Source organism: Paenibacillus xylanexedens, from assembly GCF_017874615.1.
Lineage (GTDB): Bacteria > Bacillota > Bacilli > Paenibacillales > Paenibacillaceae > Paenibacillus > Paenibacillus xylanexedens.
The window spans coordinates 23,974-39,239 of record NZ_JAGIKV010000011.1 but is presented as its reverse complement, the minus strand read 5'-3'; the positions used below and the strand labels follow the sequence as shown (position 1 = coordinate 39,239).

The window sequence follows — 15,266 nt, the reverse complement described above, 5'->3', positions numbered from 1 at the left end:
TCTTCATTAATCCTTGCATAAGGGAAGGACTCCGACTGGCAAAACAGAAGGAGTCCTTTTTGAGGTTAAACTAGATGAGGTAAAGGAACGATACTAGCCAGTAACCAGTCAAGAGATGGTAGTCGTTTCATCACTTCCGCCTCTCAAGCGTTTAATATCTTCTCTGGGCGGAAATCCGAACATGCGAGAATATTCACGGCTGAATTGGGAAGGGCTCTCGTAACCTACCTGAAATGCTACATCTGCTGCATCGGTGGACTTGGATATTAACAGGCGGCGCGCTTCTTGCAGTCTAAGTTGTTTTTGAAACTGAATTGGGCTCATGGCAGTCACTTCTTTAAAGTGTCTGTGCAGTGAGGCAGTGCTCATATTCGCCAAATCCGCCAATTCCTCAACCTGAAAATTCTGCTCAGAATGATTCATAATATATTCAATAACGTCTCTGATTCGATGAGTATGGCTGCCTTCCATGGTAGCTTGTTCTAGTGCAATCCCATGTGGGCCTTTCAGAACTTTATAGAGAATTTCTTTTTTGAACAAAGGAGCGAGCAGAGGGATATCTTCCGAATGATCTTCCAACAAACGGGCTAACCTGACAACTGCATCCAGCAGAGACGGCTCGGCTTGGCTGACAAACATCGCACGTCTCGTCGTTTTTCGCGGTCTTGCTGGGAAATCGGAATGGTTCAATACCTCCAGAATCTCACTTGATGTGAATTCAAGTTTCAGGGCCAGATAGGGAGCCTCAGACGAGGCTTGAATCACTTGTCCACTAACCGGCAAGTCAACGGTTGCCACGATATAACTTCCTGGACCATACCGGAAACGATCCTGTCCCAGCAGGACTTCTTTCTCACCCTGAACGATAATGCAAAAGGATGGTTCATTCACTCTAAATATAGGTTCAGTAACGACCGATTCACGGATTAGAAATAAAGAAGGGATTCCCGTCGGGTGCACCCCGTCATTGTCAGAAAAACGGTCAATGAGTGTGGCTAATTCGTTTTGTTGTTCGTGTATTTGATCAGGCATGCAAAGTTCTCCTTTTTTCCTCACAACATAATAATCACATTCTATCGTATATTGACCGAAGGTGGTAGAAAACGGATAGGAATAGGCAAACATTTGATGGGAATGGATAAGACATTCTGATTGCTGGTTACATAATCACAAGTACACAGGTCATGATATACAACAAGTACAGAAGATATACACTTACGGTTCAGCTAATTCATGATAAGAGAATGAAAAGGGTATCTGCATCTTTTATTTACTGATCGTTCCCGATGTGTTAGATTGATTTTGGGAGGGAAGTCGAATGGCTAGAAGTAAAGAGTTTGAAGTGAACGAAGTATTGGATAAAGCAATGAAGATCTTCTGGGAACAAGGTTATGAGAAAACGTCGATGAGTGACCTGGTTGAGCATATGGGAATTCATCGCAGAAGTATATATGATACATTTGACGACAAACATTCGCTGTTTTTGCAGGCAATGGATCGTTACAGAGGTAAGGTCAGCACCACATTACTTGCAGAAATCAAGGCATCCAAGACGGCAGTGGAAGCACTGCATAAAATCTTCGAAGTTATGATCAGTGAAGCAGAGGATACGCCATCGGGTTGTTTGATCGTGAACTCGGCTGTGGAGCTGGGCACACGTGATCAGGAAGTGGACAACCGATCTCTTGAATCGTTTAACGAAGCTGAGCGAATGTTCGAGCAGATTATTCAATGGGGGCAGCGGGAGGGAGAATTCTCTTCTGATCATGATGCGAAGGAAATGGCAGAGTACCTGCACAATATTTCTGTCGGCATCAGAGCCATGGCAAGAACTTCGACGGATAAGGAAAAATTAAACCGGATTATCCATGTAACGATGAAACTTTTGGAAAAATGATGAGTAGAGACATACCCAAAAAAGTAGCTTGAAATCCGTTAGAGGACTTCAAACTACTTTTTTTGTGCGCTAATTTTAGAAAATAGAAAGCATGAACCATTAATTGGTGATGGCATTTTCCATCGGTTTAATTTTATGAATCTCTTCGGTTCCAGCCTCCAAAGCTGTTTCGTAGTAGGAGCGTTTGTGCTCGATGACTTCGATGGTTCTTCTTAGTTCCTCCATTTGTGCTTCCACAATAGCTTTTCGCTCCGTAAACATGTCATATCTTTGCTTCAGCGAGGAGTCCCCTTCAGAGCACCATTCAATAAAGTCCTTAATGTCTTTAATAGGCATGCCGGTCAGCTTCAGACATTGAATGATCTTTAGAAAGTCAATGTCGGAGTCTTTGAACAAACGTGTTCCACTCGTGGTACGTTCCACAAAAGGCATAAGTCCTTCCTTGTCGTAGTAACGCAATGTATATACCGTAAGGTCTAATTTTTTGGCAACTTCACCGATTGAATAGGTCATTTTCATAAAATTCCTTTCTACTAGGGGTAGACTTCGAGTTAACTCTAGGATTGATCCGAGTGAATTCTAACATGTTGGATTACTGAATGTCAAAGTACGTTGGAGATAAAAAAATAAGATAAACATTTGACCTAGAGTTAACTAGAGGGGGTAAGATTATTTTGAACTTTAAATTACTAGGAGGTTATACCATTGATTATAGCTAAAGCCAGAGCCGTTGACGGACCAGACCAACAATTCAGAAGTGCTGAAATTAAACGACGTGATCTGGATACCAATGATGTATTAATCGAGATTAAATATGCCGGTATCTGCCATTCTGACATTCATACTGCCCACGGTGAATGGGGCCCCGTGAATTATCCACTCGTTCCTGGACACGAGATTGCCGGGATTGTAACCGATGTAGGAACAGGGGTCTCCAATTACAAAGTCGGTGACCGAGTAGGAGTCGGATGTATGGTTGACTCTTGTGGCGAGTGTGATAACTGCCGCAAAGGTGAAGAGCAATACTGTCTCAAAGGAAATATCCCCACTTATGCTGGGGTAGACAAATACGGTGAGCCTACGCAAGGTGGATATTCAACTCACATTGTTGTCGTAGAGGATTTCATCGTTCGCATCCCTGATAACATTGCACTTGATGCTGCTGCACCTTTGCTCTGTGCCGGTATTACGACATATTCGCCACTGCATCACTGGGGAGCTGGCCCAGGTAAGAAGGTTGCCGTTGTAGGTATGGGTGGTCTAGGTCATATGGCTGTCAAAATTGCACATGCGATGGGTGCGGAAGTAACGGTTCTCTCCCAATCCTTGAGCAAAAAAGAAGATGGACTGCAATTTGGTGCAGATCACTACTTTGCTACAAGCGAACCGGAAACATTCGAGAAACTTGCAGGCACATTTGATCTGATGATTAACACAGTAAGTGCGAATATTGACATTAACGCTTATTTCTCACTGCTCACACTCGATGGTACACTCGTGAACGTGGGTGCTCCTGCAGAGCCCTTAGCTGTTAACGTATTCTCACTCATCGGTCATCGCCGTTCATTCGCAGGATCTATGATTGGTGGCATTCGAGAGACACAGGAAATGCTTGATTTCTGTGCAGAACATGATATTGCGCCTAATATTGAGGTTATCTCCGCTGACCAGATTGACGAAGCATACAAACGTGTACTGGCTTCCGACGTGAAATATCGCTTTGTTATTGATATCAGCACCATGTAATTGTGAAGTGTGCAATAATGATAGTTAAAGATAGTAGAAAGCAGCTGCCGATAAGGTTAGCTGCTTTTCTGTTTTGTTCATTGAAGGATAGTTTTATAGCTCACTTTCTTGGTGAAAGTTCATATTTAATATTAACAATTCTTTTAACATTATATGTATAAGTAGAAAAAGAGCCGCAACGGCGGCTCAAATAGATTAGAAATTAAGATGTAATAAAGGCTTAATATGGTCAGCAGCTGCATTAAATTTATCAGAAAATTCCTTGGAATTCTGGTACTCTATTGGCAAGTCATTCAGGAATAATTTGATCTGTTTGACCACTTTTATAAGTACTTCAGAATCTGCACGATTACCTTTTATTTGGTCCTTTAGAAGATAACCATATTCATTCCTAAATATTAAAAAGTCATTTATAAGAATGTTTACATCAGAGAAATTTTTAGTATTTTCTTTAAGGAGAGTCAATCGGTCATTCACTAAAATAATGGAAGTATAAACATTAAACATTTGATCGATTTCTTCATTAGACTCTACCTCACTGGTTTGAGAAAGTGTATCATACAATTTCTGTACTCTCGAAACAAAACCAGTATAATAATTCGAATTAACCTCAATTTCTTTCTTGGTGATTGAGTTCTCAATTAGAATAAAAGTTGAAGAAATAATCATTAAAACGACAACGAAAATGACGATTTTAATATATTTTTTCTTCATCATGCAACGTTGATTTGATTTTCGTTTGCAACACTGAAGTGAAATTCTGCATCTACGGGAACTAATAGTTCTCTCAATGAAATTATAACTTTCTTTTTCTGCAATTAAAATAAACCCCCATAATGTTTTGTTATGTAAACAACATTAGAAATATTATCATAAAAAAATAGATCCATCTGTACAATTTACCAAGTGAATTATACATGTTTAAAACAGGACGTTACACTACGGGCAGAATATCGCAACGAACAGAAGGTAACTGCGTCTAATAACTAGTGAAGCGAACATGAAAGGAGTGGAATGAGAAAGATGAAGGCATCATTTTCACATCAGCCTGAAGGGTATGAATGTCCATTTTGTCGTATTTGGGGTATCGAGCGACCTGATCAGGGAACAAAACAAAGGGATATCATCTATCAGAATGAAAAGGTAACGGCATTTATAGCGGCAAATGGTGGCCAAACAATAAAGGACATGTTCTTATTGTTCCCAATCAACATTTCGAGAATATTTTTGAACTCCCTGCGGATTACGCTGTTGAAATTCACCGCGCGGCTCAGCTTACAGCATTTGCAATGAAAAGTACATATGGATGTGATGGGATTTCGACACGGCAACATAATGAACCTGCTGGCAATCAAGACGTGTGGCATTATCATCTGCATGTTTACCCTAGATACGTGAATGATCAACTGTATTTGACAAATGGTTCTCCGTCCGATCCAGATGACTGCGCTTTCTATGCGGATAAGTTGCGATCTTGGATAGAGGAAAATATCTAAAGTCTAGCAGGCTGCTCATTTTTTGTTGAGTTATCGGCAGATAAGGGTTTTTGAATTTGATATTCATGATAGAATGAGTTTGAATGGGACAATATATGTAGTAGATTTCTTGTTATAGGGGGAAACTAATGGAGACCTTTGCAGAATTTATAGCACGCATCGATAACCCGGAACACCAGGCACGAACGGAAGAAGTTTTGAACTGGGTCACTGAAAAATTCCCGAATTTAAAGCAAAAAATAGCCTGGAATCAACCGATGTTTACCGACCATGATACCTTTATTATTGGCTTTAGTGTATCCAAGCAACACTTGGCTGTTGCTCCCGAGAAGGCAGGAATTAATCGTTTTTCGGAAGAGATCACTCAGGCGGGGTATGATCACACCAAAGAGTTGGTGCGAATGAAGTGGAAACAGGAGATTGATTTTTCGTTACTTGAGAGAATGATTGAGTTCAATATAGCGGATAAGGCAGAATGTTCAACATTTTGGCGTAAATAAATCGCGATATAAAAAGAAGACCCCAACTTCCGGATGCGGAAAGAGGAGGTCTTCTGTACTTTAAGCTAAAGCGATCATTGAGCACCTACTACAGGGTGAGGGACATAGGGCTCTTCAAGGAATGAGACGTCTTCTGAGGTCAATTTAACAGAAAGAGCACCTACCGCATCTTCCAGATGCGATATTTTGGTGGCACCGATAATTGGAGCCGCTACAGTGTTTTTTTGCAGCAACCAGGCAAGTGCAATGTGTGTGCGAGGGACACCGTATTTTTCTGCAATGGATGCAACTCGTTCAACAACAAGCCGATCCGCATCACTTGTTGCATTGTACTTGGATTTCTGAATTTTGTCTGTCTCGGATCGAAGTGTTGATACGGACCAATCACGGGTTAACCTGCCTGAAGCAAGAGGACTGTAAGGAGTCACACCAATCTTTTCTTCCTTGCATAAAGGCAACATTTCTCGTTCCTCTTCACGGTAGATGAGATTCAAGTGGTTCTGCATGGAGACAAACTTGGTCCAACCATTTTTCTCTGCTACATGTAATGCTTTTTGGAACTGCCATGCAAACATGGCCGAAGCGCCAATATATCTCACTTTACCGGACTTCACCACATCATGTAAGGCTTCCATGGTTTCTTCAGTAGGCGTATTGTAGTCCCAACGATGAATGATATAGAGATCCACATAATCGGTTTCCAATCGTTTCAGGCTTTTATCAATCTCACTCAGGATGGCTTTTCTGGAAAGACCAGAACCGTTGGGTCCTTGATGCATTTGTCCGTGTACTTTGGTAGCAATGACAACCTCATCCCGATTGGCATAATCTTTTAACGCCCGACCAAGATACTCCTCGCTTGTACCCAGAGAGTATACATTCGCTGTATCGAAGAAATTAATGCCTAGTTCCAGCGCTTTCTTTATCACCGGGCGAGAATTTTCTTCATTCAGTACCCATTCATGAACCCATTTACTGGCGTCCCCAAATCCCATACATCCCAGGCAAAATCGAGATACGTCCAAGCCTGTATTACCAAGTTTCGTATATTCCATGTTATGTTCAAATCCTTTCTAATGTTTATTATTTCCACCTGTACGGTGATCTATATACACATTATTATGTCATATCGAATGAACCAACCTGTACCACATTTCTATCAAAGTTTTGCCTATTCCTATCACAATCTCTGAATCTGCATCAGTTGAGTCCATTAAAGTTCTCATATAAAAAGAACAAGCCACTCGTTTCTCCGTTGGAGATTCAAAGGGCTTGTTCATAAAATATTATTTAATCATTGTTCGATGAATCCAATCGCTTATTTTGGTTAATTTAAGATTGGCTTTGATGTTATCATCCAACTCTTCATACCGTGGAAGAAGATCTGTATGCCCATCAATCCATTGGTACAATCCTTTAAGACCTGCTGCTGTCTCACTTCCCAACAAAGGCTGAATCGCTGCTTCAAAATGATCAAAAGGTAGAGACATGAAGCTGATCTTTTCACCTAATACAGCACTGAATTGTTCCGCTAATTGTACACCTGTCAGGGCTTCTAATCCAGGTGCTGGGATAATGCTTCCTGCCAATTCCGAATGAGTCAAGGCATAATAGTGGAATTGAGCTGCATCGTTTAAGCTAATCCAGGAGATCGGCTTGTCTGCTGGTACCGGGTAGGCCAAAACGCCATTGTTCAGTATTCCGGGAATCAGGAAGTTTTCCAAGTATACAATGGGTTCCACAATGATATATGGAAGACCACTTTGCTGCAATTCATGGATAACTTCACGTTTCAATTCAATTCCTTTGGAATGGGTGATAGGGTCAGGAACATAGGTACCCGTGTTAACTACAATCAATTTAACGTTTGCCTGTATAGCAGCATCAATTGCATTTTTGGTATATTGTCTGATCTTATCCGAATTGAACTCCACCGGCAGGTTCAGGAATACTTTACTTACACCTTCATGCGCCGTATGGAGCTGTTCCACATCTGATAGATCCCCGATGAAAGCTTCAATGTTTTGTTCCTTCAGTGTTTTGGCTGTTGCCTCATTTCGAGTAATCGTGCGAACCTCACAACCGTGTTGAACGAGTAATTGAGCGACAGCGCCGCCTTGGGAGCCCGATGCCCCATATACTAAAAATCGATCATTCTGTGTCATAGTGGTCAATAACTTCCTTTCAATATGTGATTGGAATGAATGAGTTAACACTCAGCAATGACCTCAGCATAACGGATTTAGAATAGGAGCGTAAGTACGCACATAAATGATATAGAGTATCCCTTAGGATACTATGGGAAGGCGTTTTACATATGTTTCGATCCCCAATCACCTAGCTGAAACAAGATCGAAGTCAGGCTTTGTCCTTTTTCTGTAAGGGAATATTCGACTTTAGGCGGAACTACAGGGTGGGTAACACGGTTTATCAAACCAGCTTCTTCAAGTTCTCGTAATTGCCTGGTTAACGTGCGATGGGTAATGGGATCAAGCATTTTCTGCAATTCATTGAATCGAATTGTTGAATGGCGGATGAGCCGATTTATAATTAATAGCTTCCATTTCCCACCAATCATATTGACTGCAAACTCAACAGGACAACGGTCCTCCACAGGTTCTATATTCATATTTATGTATCCCTCCCAAAAGCATCAACTCATGTTTCATGTTTCGTTCATTTTATCGAATATATAAAGGGGTGTATAGCTTACAGCGCATTCAGGGTATGAACCATGCCCAGGACACAAAAAAAGATGCCCCCAGTGTAGCTCGAGGGACACCTTATATAATATAAATTATTGTTCAACTCAGACAGAACGAAAAAAAGCATTGAACGTGAAAAAAAGCCATGATATAATCTATAGCGCACTTGACATTTTGATTAAATAAAAAGGGTGAACTATTATTTCTCCTAATTTAATTTTACATCCGACATTCCGATTTGTCAATGCTCTTTTTTTGGTCCTAATAAATGGAAAAGGGAGTGGACTCATTCATGGATAAAACAAACGATTGGAAGTTGGAAGAGGAAAGATTAGTGCAGGTGAGGAACAAGCTTCAGGCAAGACTCGACGAGTTAGAACCGAAGGTTGCCGGACTGCATGAACAGGCTGCCGAAATTCGTAAACGATTCTGGGAAGAAGTGACGATTAATACGGGTTCGTACACGGATTTTGAAGATGCATTTTATACCATTAATCAGCAGTCGAGAGTGTTGGCCGAGAGGGAGCGCGGGCACAAGCTGTTAACACAACAATGGAAAAATACAAAGAGACTGCTTCCAACGCCGTATTTTGGCCGTTTCGACTATAAGGAAAAAGGCATGACATTGACGGAACAGATCTACATCGGCGTATCATCCTTCATGGATGAAGATGGATTGAACTTTCTAATCTATGACTGGCGTACGCCAATTGCGAGTCTGTACTATGATCACTCTCCCGGGCCAGCAAGTTATGACACACCTTCAGGACGAATCGACGGAAAGATGGAGCTCAAGCGTCAATTCCAGATTCAACATGGGCAGCTTCATAGCATGTTTGATTCAACTGAGACGATTGGTGACGAATTGTTGCAGCAAGTGCTCGCCAAGGGTGCAGACTCACAAATGAAGAGCATTGTAGCAACGATCCAGAAGGAACAGAACGCCATTATCCGTGATGACCGAAGTCGAATGCTTATCGTTCAGGGGGCAGCTGGCAGTGGCAAGACGTCCGCTGTGTTACAGCGAGTCGCTTACTTACTATATAAACACCGCCAGACCGTCAAAGCAGATCAGATTGTGCTTTTCTCGCCGAATCCGATGTTTACCAGTTATATCTCAACCGTACTCCCGGAACTTGGCGAAGAGAACATGCAGCAGACAACTTTCCAGGAATATCTGAATTATTGGCTGGATTCCTCCATCCGACCAGAGGATGCCTTTGACCAGATTGAATATGTGCTAACAGCTCAGAATGATCCGGGATATGAAGCTCGTCTGGAGGCGATTAAGTACAAAGCTTCCGAGACATTCCTTGAAGTGCTCCAAAACTACGGTAAGTGGTTAGGAAGAGAAGGGATGCGGTTTAACGGGATTCAATTTCGGGGACGTGAATTCATCACTGCGGACCGAATTAAGACTCAATTTTACAGTTTGGATCAAAATCTTACCTTGTCCAACCGCATTCTTCTTTTGCAGGAATGGTTGCTGAGAGAACTTGTTTCGCTGGAACGTCTGGAGCGGGAAGCAGACTGGGTTCAGGAGGAATTGAATTATCTGGACACGGATGAGTATGTGGAAGCTTTCCGCATGTTGCACAAAGAAAAGCCTGTGTTTGATGTGGCAGAAAAATATGCAGCTCGAGATAACGGAAATAACAAGGCAGTGCAAGATGAGGGCGCCTTTAACTTTGCAGTGCGGGAAGAAGAGTTGCTTCGTCAGAAATTGGTGAAAGACATGTTTAAACCTTTAAGAAAGAGTGTGCGGAAATTTCAGTTCGTGGATGTGAAAGGGATATACGAACAACTATTTGTAGATGAAGCCGCTTATCGGGAACAAACGAATGGGGCAATCCCCCCACAGCACTGGCCTGAGATTTGTAAACAGACCAACGCAATGATCCTTCAGAACAAGCTGTTCCATGAGGATGCTACCCCGTATTTATATGTAAAAGAGATGATCGAAGGCGTCCGGACGAACACAGAGATTCGTTATGTCTTTGTCGATGAAGGCCAGGATTATTCGGCGTTTCAATACGAATATCTCAAGAAACTGTTTCCTCGTGCCCGCATGACGGTGCTGGGGGATTTCGGGCAAGCCATCTTTATGCAGGCTACGGATTTGGCAGCATCCAACTCGCCATTGGTTCACCTATATGGAGAAGGCGAAACTACATTGATACGCCTGGTACGCAGTTATCGTTCAACCAGAGAGATTGTTGAATTCACGAAATGCATGCTCCCAGGGGGGGGAGAGATCAGACCGTTTGAAAGGGGAGATCAGAAGCCTCTTTTAACAAAATTGAAGGACGATAAGCTGCGTGGTGCGCAGATTTTCGCAGACATCGCCGCGCTTAAGGCGGAGGGGTTTGATTCCATCGCTGTGATTACGAAAACCGCGGCTGAAAGCCGTGACGCCTATGAAAGGTTGCAAAGTCAAGGCGGCGAAGGGTTGCAGCTCATAACAAAGGACACACAGATTTTCGAAAAAGGAATCATGGTTATTCCTGTGTATCTCGCCAAAGGCGTTGAGTTCGATGCTGTCCTGGTCTATGATGCTTCACCCGTTGCTTACAGCCAGGAATATGATCGCAAGCTTCTGTATACGGCGTGCACACGAGCCATGCACCGACTTCATCTATATACAGTGAGCGACTGGTCACCATTTGTGCAGGCGTTACCTGCGAATCTGTATGACATAAAATCATAATCCATATGTAAATCCGTTCTCAATGAAGGACCAAAGAAAGATGCTCGGAGCCTTTTTTCAAAGGTTATCGGGCATCTTCTTTTACTAAAGACATGAATCATAAAAGTTATTCTTTACTGATCGTTCCTGATGTGATAGATTGATATTGGGAGTTATGAGAATGATCATTCCCATAACAGCTCGAAAATGAATACATTCTCAATGAGAGGGAGTAATAATAAATGAATATTTCGAAACAAGTTGCTATAGTAAGTGGGGCTAACCGAGGGTTGGGCAAGGAACTTGCTCTTGAACTGCTGGCGAGGGGAACCAAAGTGTATGCTGGCGCGCGAAACCCTGAATCCATTGATCTGCCGGGGGCTATTCCGCTTCAACTCGATATTACGGATTCACAATCTGTCATGGCTGCAGTTGAGGTAGCTAGTGATGTAACCCTTTTAATCAATAATGCTGGTTCCGCTACGGGTGCTTCTCTGCTCACAGGTGAGCTGAACGATATTCACTTGGAGTTCAATACACATGTATTCGGTACGCTTTCAATGATTCGTGCGTTTGCACCGGTGATAGAGAAGAATGGTGGCGGTTCGATACTGAATATCCTGTCTGCTCTATCTTGGCTCAGCCTTGGTAACTCAGGTGCATATTCAGCTGCAAAATCCGCTCAGTGGGGAATTACGAATGCATTACGTCTGGAATTAGCGCCTAAGAACGTTAGCGTTGCCGGATTGCACGTGGCGTTCATGGATACGGATATGACGGCAGGTATCGACGCACCAAAAACGAGCCCAACGGATATTGCCAAAATTGCAATAGATTCCATCGAAGCGGATCTCTACGAGATTATTGCTGATGATACCAGTCGGAATGTACAACAGGGTCTTGCTGGTGGTGTTGCTGCCCTTTACCCGCAATTGTTTCAAAAATAGAGAGCTGTAGATACATTTCTCGCTATAAATAAAACAACCCCCGCCAGATCTGGTGGGGGTTGAGTACGTCATGAATTCTCCAATTCCATTCCTTCAAGAAAGGTGAGAATATGAGGTTTAACCTTTAACTGCACCAGCAGTAAGGCCGCTGACAATATATTTTTGCCCAAATAGATACAGGATGAATACAGGCAGCGAAGTAAGCACAAGATTGGCGAAGATCAGGTTCCAGTCCCGGCTATATTTGCCGTAGAAATTGTAGATCGACAGTGGCATCGTCCAAGTGGAACTGTCTGTCAGGAAGTATACCGGAATTGTGATGTCATTCCAGACGGACATGAACACCATGATCGCTACCGTTGCGTTAACGGGCAGGATGAGCGGTGTGACGATGCGGAAGAACACCCCGAACACACTTGCTCCTTCCAGAAATGCCACTTCGTCCAGCGCTCGTGGAATGGTTTTGATGAATCCACTATACAAGAATACACTGAAGGCTGTATTTAACGCGGCGTAGATCAGGATAACACTTGTGATGCTGCCGTAGAATCCCAATCCCTGCACGACCCGTATAGTCGTAATAATCGACATTGGCGCAATAAGTCCCATGAAGAAATACATGTAGATCGTGCCGGATAGTTTGGTTTCCCGACGTGCAAGAATGAATGCTGCTGCCGAAGAAGCAACGATATTAATGATGGAAGATACGCCAGTAATCAAAATGCTGTTGAAGAACGCACGCGACAGACCGCCTTCCTGGAAGACACGAACATAGTTCGAGAACTGCCATGTTTCCGGAAAACTCAGGGAGAAGCTAAGCACTTCGGCGCTGGTTTTGAATGAACCAAAGATCAGAATGACAAGCGGCAACAGAACGATAAGAGAGGCCAGAATCAGGAAACCTTCCACGATATAGTTGCGGATGGCGAGTTTGCGTGTATAGCCCATGTTATTCCGTAACCTCCTTACGCCGCATGAAGATCAATAGCGGTATAGCGATAATGGTAACGACCACGAACAGAAGGGTGTTGACCGCCGTACCAAGTCCCCAGTTGCCTTCGCCGAAAGATCGCAGAATGATTGTACCTACGACCTGGGAAGCGTTACCCGGGCCACCACCGGTCATGACATATACTTCGGAGAATACTTTGAGTCCACCGATCAATGTCAGCATCAGGTTAATGTTAATTGCGGGCAGCAAGAGTGGTAGTGTGATTTTGAAAAAACTTCTCCACGAACTTGCGCCATCAATCTTGGCTGCTTCGTAATACTCTTGAGAAATGGACTGCAGGCCCGCCAGATAGATAGCCATCTGGAACCCGGCACTCTGCCAGATCGAGACGATGGCAATCGTCCAGATCACAATCGATGGGTTAGTCAGCCAAGCTTGGCTTAACGAATGTAATCCTACAGATTCCAACAAATTGTTGATTGTACCTTCGGTACGCAACATGGGAGTGAACAGAATGCTGATCACAAGAATGCTGAGTATGGAAGGGGAGTAGAAGATCGCGCGCAGCAGGTTCTTTGTTCTTAATCGCATGTTAAGTCCTACGGCCAGCAATAGACCGATGACATTTTTGCCAACGACGGTGACAATCGCAAATATCGCCGTGTTTTTCAGCGCCAGAATCAGCGTTTTGTCCGAGAAAATTTTCTGGAAATTATCCCACCCGATGAACTTCAGCTCCAGCCGATCCAGCCGCCAATCCGTGAATGAGTAATAGAAAGCGGCGAGAGCAGGCACAACAAAAAAGATGGAGTAGATGATCAGTGCGGGAAATATCATGTAATACGAATACAAATTTTTAGTCCTTTTCATGTCTCACACTCCGTTATAACTAGGCAGCATAACGATCGATCCTGTTATGCTGCCTTATATTTCACTCTTTAGAAACCTTCTACGCCTTTATCCTGCATCAGCTGACTGAACTTCTCATCCCAGGATTTCAGTACTTCTTCCGGTGACAATCCACCCGCAAATTGATCCTGCAATAATCGGTACAATTCGCTGCGATCAACCAGCATGTATGCATCCGTTGTCAGCACGGTTTTCTTCGGCGTAATATAGTTGTCTACAATATCCTGCTTGTAAGCCGGCAATTCTGGTGTGGTGACGTCACTGAAATTAGATACGTATCCTTTGGAATCGACGATCTGTTGTGCGACATCTTTGGAAGCGATATAGTCCAGGAACTGTTTGGCTTCATCCAGATGTTTGGATTTCTTCGGAATGAACAGTTGTCCGCCCAGTGGACTTGCGCCCAGACTGGCATTATCCGACGATGGAATCGGGAATACGCCCAGTTCCATATTTGGATCTTGCTCGGCCACGCCTTCGATTAACCAATCGCCCATAAACATCATGGCCACTTCCTTGTTCAGGAATTTACCTACGGCCATGTCATAGCTGTCGCTAAGCACATCCGTGTTGGTGTAACCTTTGGTGTAAATTTCATATTGTTGTTCCAGGAATGTTTTGAATTCCGGGATATCAGACCATTTTTTCTTATTGCTGTTCAGCTCATCAAAAAAAGTCGGTTCATTTTTGGCTACAAAATCGGCAAAAGCTGCAGCAGGCCAGATGTTGGCAGCCCAGGCATCTTTGTAAGGCATGAATACAGGCGTAATACCACTTGCTTTGATTTTTTCACAGATTGCCAGAAATTCTTCGTAGTTGGTTGGAAGCGACAACCCGAGTTCTTCAAAGATTTGTTTGTTATAAACGACCCCTTGCATCCCCGTATCTTGGCTGACATGGAAGCTGTAGAGATGACCACCAGAAGAGAGGACGTCTTTGTTCACAATTCTGCTCGCCCAAGGCTCGTTATCCAGAATCTCGAAGTTACGTTCAAGGTTCAAATCCGTGACTGCGCTCGCCAGATTGTACTGAATAATATCAGGCGTTTCATCTACAGCCAGCTTGGTTTGCAGTACAGTTGTCGTTTGTTCCGCTGGAATCAGCTGCAAATTGACACGAATGTTCGTTTGTTTTTCGAATGCATCAAGAATGTTCTGCTGGATGAAAGCAGAGTCCTGAGAACTTTTAGAGATTGCCAGCTCCAATGTAACTTTGCCACTCTTGCTGTCCCCGCCAGCAGTTGTGCCGGAATCCGTACCCCCTGATCCACAAGCCGTTAACGAGACCGATAATAAACTGGCCAGAATAATAGAAAACGCCTTTTTTCTTTTTATTGTTTTCAATGCAAATCCCCCTCTGAAACGCGTAGTGAATCCGTTTACAAGTCCGATTATAGATTCTTTTCTCGCCCCGGTACATGTCTGTGCT

General features: G+C 43.2%; 15 protein-coding genes. 6 read left to right on the top strand and 9 right to left on the bottom strand.

Going from position 1 to position 15,266, the window contains the following annotated elements; all coding sequences use genetic code 11:
* Positions 1-108: 108 nt before the first annotated feature.
* Positions 109-1,032: an AraC family transcriptional regulator gene (locus J2Z28_RS15770; RefSeq protein WP_211083196.1), complete on the bottom strand. Its 924-nt coding sequence runs from the start codon at positions 1,030-1,032 to the stop codon at positions 109-111.
* 286 nt (positions 1,033-1,318) lie between these two features.
* Here J2Z28_RS15770 and J2Z28_RS15765 point away from each other — a divergent pair, with 286 nt between their 5' ends.
* The gene (locus J2Z28_RS15765; RefSeq protein ID WP_211083195.1) at positions 1,319-1,897 is read left to right on the top strand and encodes a TetR/AcrR family transcriptional regulator; all 579 of its coding nucleotides are present in this window, start codon (positions 1,319-1,321) and stop codon (positions 1,895-1,897) included.
* A gap of 99 nt (positions 1,898-1,996) precedes the next feature.
* On the opposite strand, the gene J2Z28_RS15760 is transcribed toward J2Z28_RS15765, so the two are convergent.
* Positions 1,997-2,410, bottom strand: a complete 414-nt coding sequence (locus J2Z28_RS15760) for a MerR family transcriptional regulator (RefSeq protein WP_415841471.1) — start codon at positions 2,408-2,410, stop codon at positions 1,997-1,999.
* Positions 2,411-2,602: 192 nt separating this feature from the next.
* On the opposite strand from J2Z28_RS15760, the gene J2Z28_RS15755 reads away from it, so the two are divergent.
* Positions 2,603-3,643, top strand: a complete 1,041-nt coding sequence (locus J2Z28_RS15755; protein ID WP_211083193.1) for an NAD(P)-dependent alcohol dehydrogenase — start codon at positions 2,603-2,605, stop codon at positions 3,641-3,643.
* Positions 3,644-3,838: 195 nt separating this feature from the next.
* Here the strand turns inward: J2Z28_RS15755 and J2Z28_RS15750 are convergent, their stop codons facing one another.
* Complete coding sequence (locus tag J2Z28_RS15750; protein WP_211083192.1) at positions 3,839-4,360, bottom strand: hypothetical protein; 522 nt, start codon at positions 4,358-4,360, stop codon at positions 3,839-3,841.
* A gap of 434 nt (positions 4,361-4,794) precedes the next feature.
* On the opposite strand from J2Z28_RS15750, the gene J2Z28_RS31245 reads away from it, so the two are divergent.
* Together J2Z28_RS31245 and J2Z28_RS15740 are read left to right on the top strand one after the other, a co-directional pair.
* Entirely contained in the window at positions 4,795-5,139 is a 345-nt protein-coding gene (locus J2Z28_RS31245; RefSeq protein WP_342357509.1) for an HIT family protein, read from the top strand.
* 128 nt (positions 5,140-5,267) lie between these two features.
* Positions 5,268-5,639 (top strand): iron chaperone, encoded by a 372-nt coding sequence (locus J2Z28_RS15740; protein ID WP_076317922.1) that lies wholly within the window; start codon positions 5,268-5,270, stop codon positions 5,637-5,639.
* Positions 5,640-5,713: 74 nt separating this feature from the next.
* On the opposite strand, the gene J2Z28_RS15735 is transcribed toward J2Z28_RS15740, so the two are convergent.
* The 3 genes from J2Z28_RS15735 to J2Z28_RS15725 form a co-directional block, all read right to left on the bottom strand.
* Positions 5,714-6,694: an aldo/keto reductase gene (locus J2Z28_RS15735; protein WP_211083191.1), complete on the bottom strand. Its 981-nt coding sequence runs from the start codon at positions 6,692-6,694 to the stop codon at positions 5,714-5,716.
* 231 nt (positions 6,695-6,925) lie between these two features.
* Positions 6,926-7,804 (bottom strand): SDR family oxidoreductase, encoded by an 879-nt coding sequence (locus J2Z28_RS15730; protein ID WP_211083190.1) that lies wholly within the window; start codon positions 7,802-7,804, stop codon positions 6,926-6,928.
* A gap of 146 nt (positions 7,805-7,950) precedes the next feature.
* Positions 7,951-8,268 carry a winged helix-turn-helix transcriptional regulator gene (locus tag J2Z28_RS15725; protein ID WP_017688544.1) on the bottom strand — a complete coding sequence of 106 codons (318 nt, stop codon included), beginning with the start codon at positions 8,266-8,268 and terminating at the stop codon, positions 7,951-7,953.
* Positions 8,269-8,636: 368 nt separating this feature from the next.
* Here J2Z28_RS15725 and helD point away from each other — a divergent pair, with 368 nt between their 5' ends.
* Together helD and J2Z28_RS15715 are read left to right on the top strand one after the other, a co-directional pair.
* The gene (gene helD, locus J2Z28_RS15720; protein WP_211083189.1) at positions 8,637-11,051 is read left to right on the top strand and encodes an RNA polymerase recycling motor HelD; all 2,415 of its coding nucleotides are present in this window, start codon (positions 8,637-8,639) and stop codon (positions 11,049-11,051) included.
* Positions 11,052-11,272: 221 nt separating this feature from the next.
* The gene (locus tag J2Z28_RS15715; RefSeq protein WP_211083188.1) at positions 11,273-11,977 is read left to right on the top strand and encodes an SDR family oxidoreductase; all 705 of its coding nucleotides are present in this window, start codon (positions 11,273-11,275) and stop codon (positions 11,975-11,977) included.
* A gap of 117 nt (positions 11,978-12,094) precedes the next feature.
* On the opposite strand, the gene J2Z28_RS15710 is transcribed toward J2Z28_RS15715, so the two are convergent.
* From J2Z28_RS15710 to J2Z28_RS15700, 3 genes are all read right to left on the bottom strand, one after another.
* A complete protein-coding gene (locus J2Z28_RS15710; protein WP_017688542.1) occupies positions 12,095-12,925 on the bottom strand; it encodes a carbohydrate ABC transporter permease in 831 nt (276 codons plus the stop codon).
* Between the two features lies 1 nt (position 12,926).
* Entirely contained in the window at positions 12,927-13,799 is an 873-nt protein-coding gene (locus J2Z28_RS15705) for a carbohydrate ABC transporter permease (RefSeq protein WP_036670879.1), read from the bottom strand.
* Between the two features lie 68 nt (positions 13,800-13,867).
* Positions 13,868-15,181, bottom strand: coding sequence for an ABC transporter substrate-binding protein (locus J2Z28_RS15700; RefSeq protein ID WP_211083187.1), 1,314 nt, complete (start codon positions 15,179-15,181; stop codon positions 13,868-13,870).
* Positions 15,182-15,266 lie beyond the last annotated feature (85 nt).

What these genes read in the sequence shown, in the direction of transcription:
- J2Z28_RS15770 (WP_211083196.1), bottom strand. Translation starts at nt 1,032, where the DNA reads ATGCCTGATCAAATACACGAACAACAAAACGAATTAGCCACACTCATT.
- J2Z28_RS15765 (WP_211083195.1), top strand. Translation starts at nt 1,319, where the DNA reads ATGGCTAGAAGTAAAGAGTTTGAAGTGAACGAAGTATTGGATAAAGCA.
- J2Z28_RS15760 (WP_415841471.1), bottom strand. Translation starts at nt 2,410, where the DNA reads ATGACCTATTCAATCGGTGAAGTTGCCAAAAAATTAGACCTTACGGTA.
- J2Z28_RS15735 (WP_211083191.1), bottom strand. Translation starts at nt 6,694, where the DNA reads ATGGAATATACGAAACTTGGTAATACAGGCTTGGACGTATCTCGATTT.
- J2Z28_RS15730 (WP_211083190.1), bottom strand. Translation starts at nt 7,804, where the DNA reads ATGACACAGAATGATCGATTTTTAGTATATGGGGCATCGGGCTCCCAA.
- J2Z28_RS15750 (WP_211083192.1), bottom strand. Translation starts at nt 4,360, where the DNA reads ATGATGAAGAAAAAATATATTAAAATCGTCATTTTCGTTGTCGTTTTA.
- J2Z28_RS15725 (WP_017688544.1), bottom strand. Translation starts at nt 8,268, where the DNA reads ATGAATATAGAACCTGTGGAGGACCGTTGTCCTGTTGAGTTTGCAGTC.
- J2Z28_RS15705 (WP_036670879.1), bottom strand. Translation starts at nt 13,799, where the DNA reads ATGAAAAGGACTAAAAATTTGTATTCGTATTACATGATATTTCCCGCA.
- helD (WP_211083189.1), top strand. Translation starts at nt 8,637, where the DNA reads ATGGATAAAACAAACGATTGGAAGTTGGAAGAGGAAAGATTAGTGCAG.
- J2Z28_RS15710 (WP_017688542.1), bottom strand. Translation starts at nt 12,925, where the DNA reads ATGGGCTATACACGCAAACTCGCCATCCGCAACTATATCGTGGAAGGT.
- J2Z28_RS15740 (WP_076317922.1), top strand. Translation starts at nt 5,268, where the DNA reads ATGGAGACCTTTGCAGAATTTATAGCACGCATCGATAACCCGGAACAC.
- J2Z28_RS15715 (WP_211083188.1), top strand. Translation starts at nt 11,273, where the DNA reads ATGAATATTTCGAAACAAGTTGCTATAGTAAGTGGGGCTAACCGAGGG.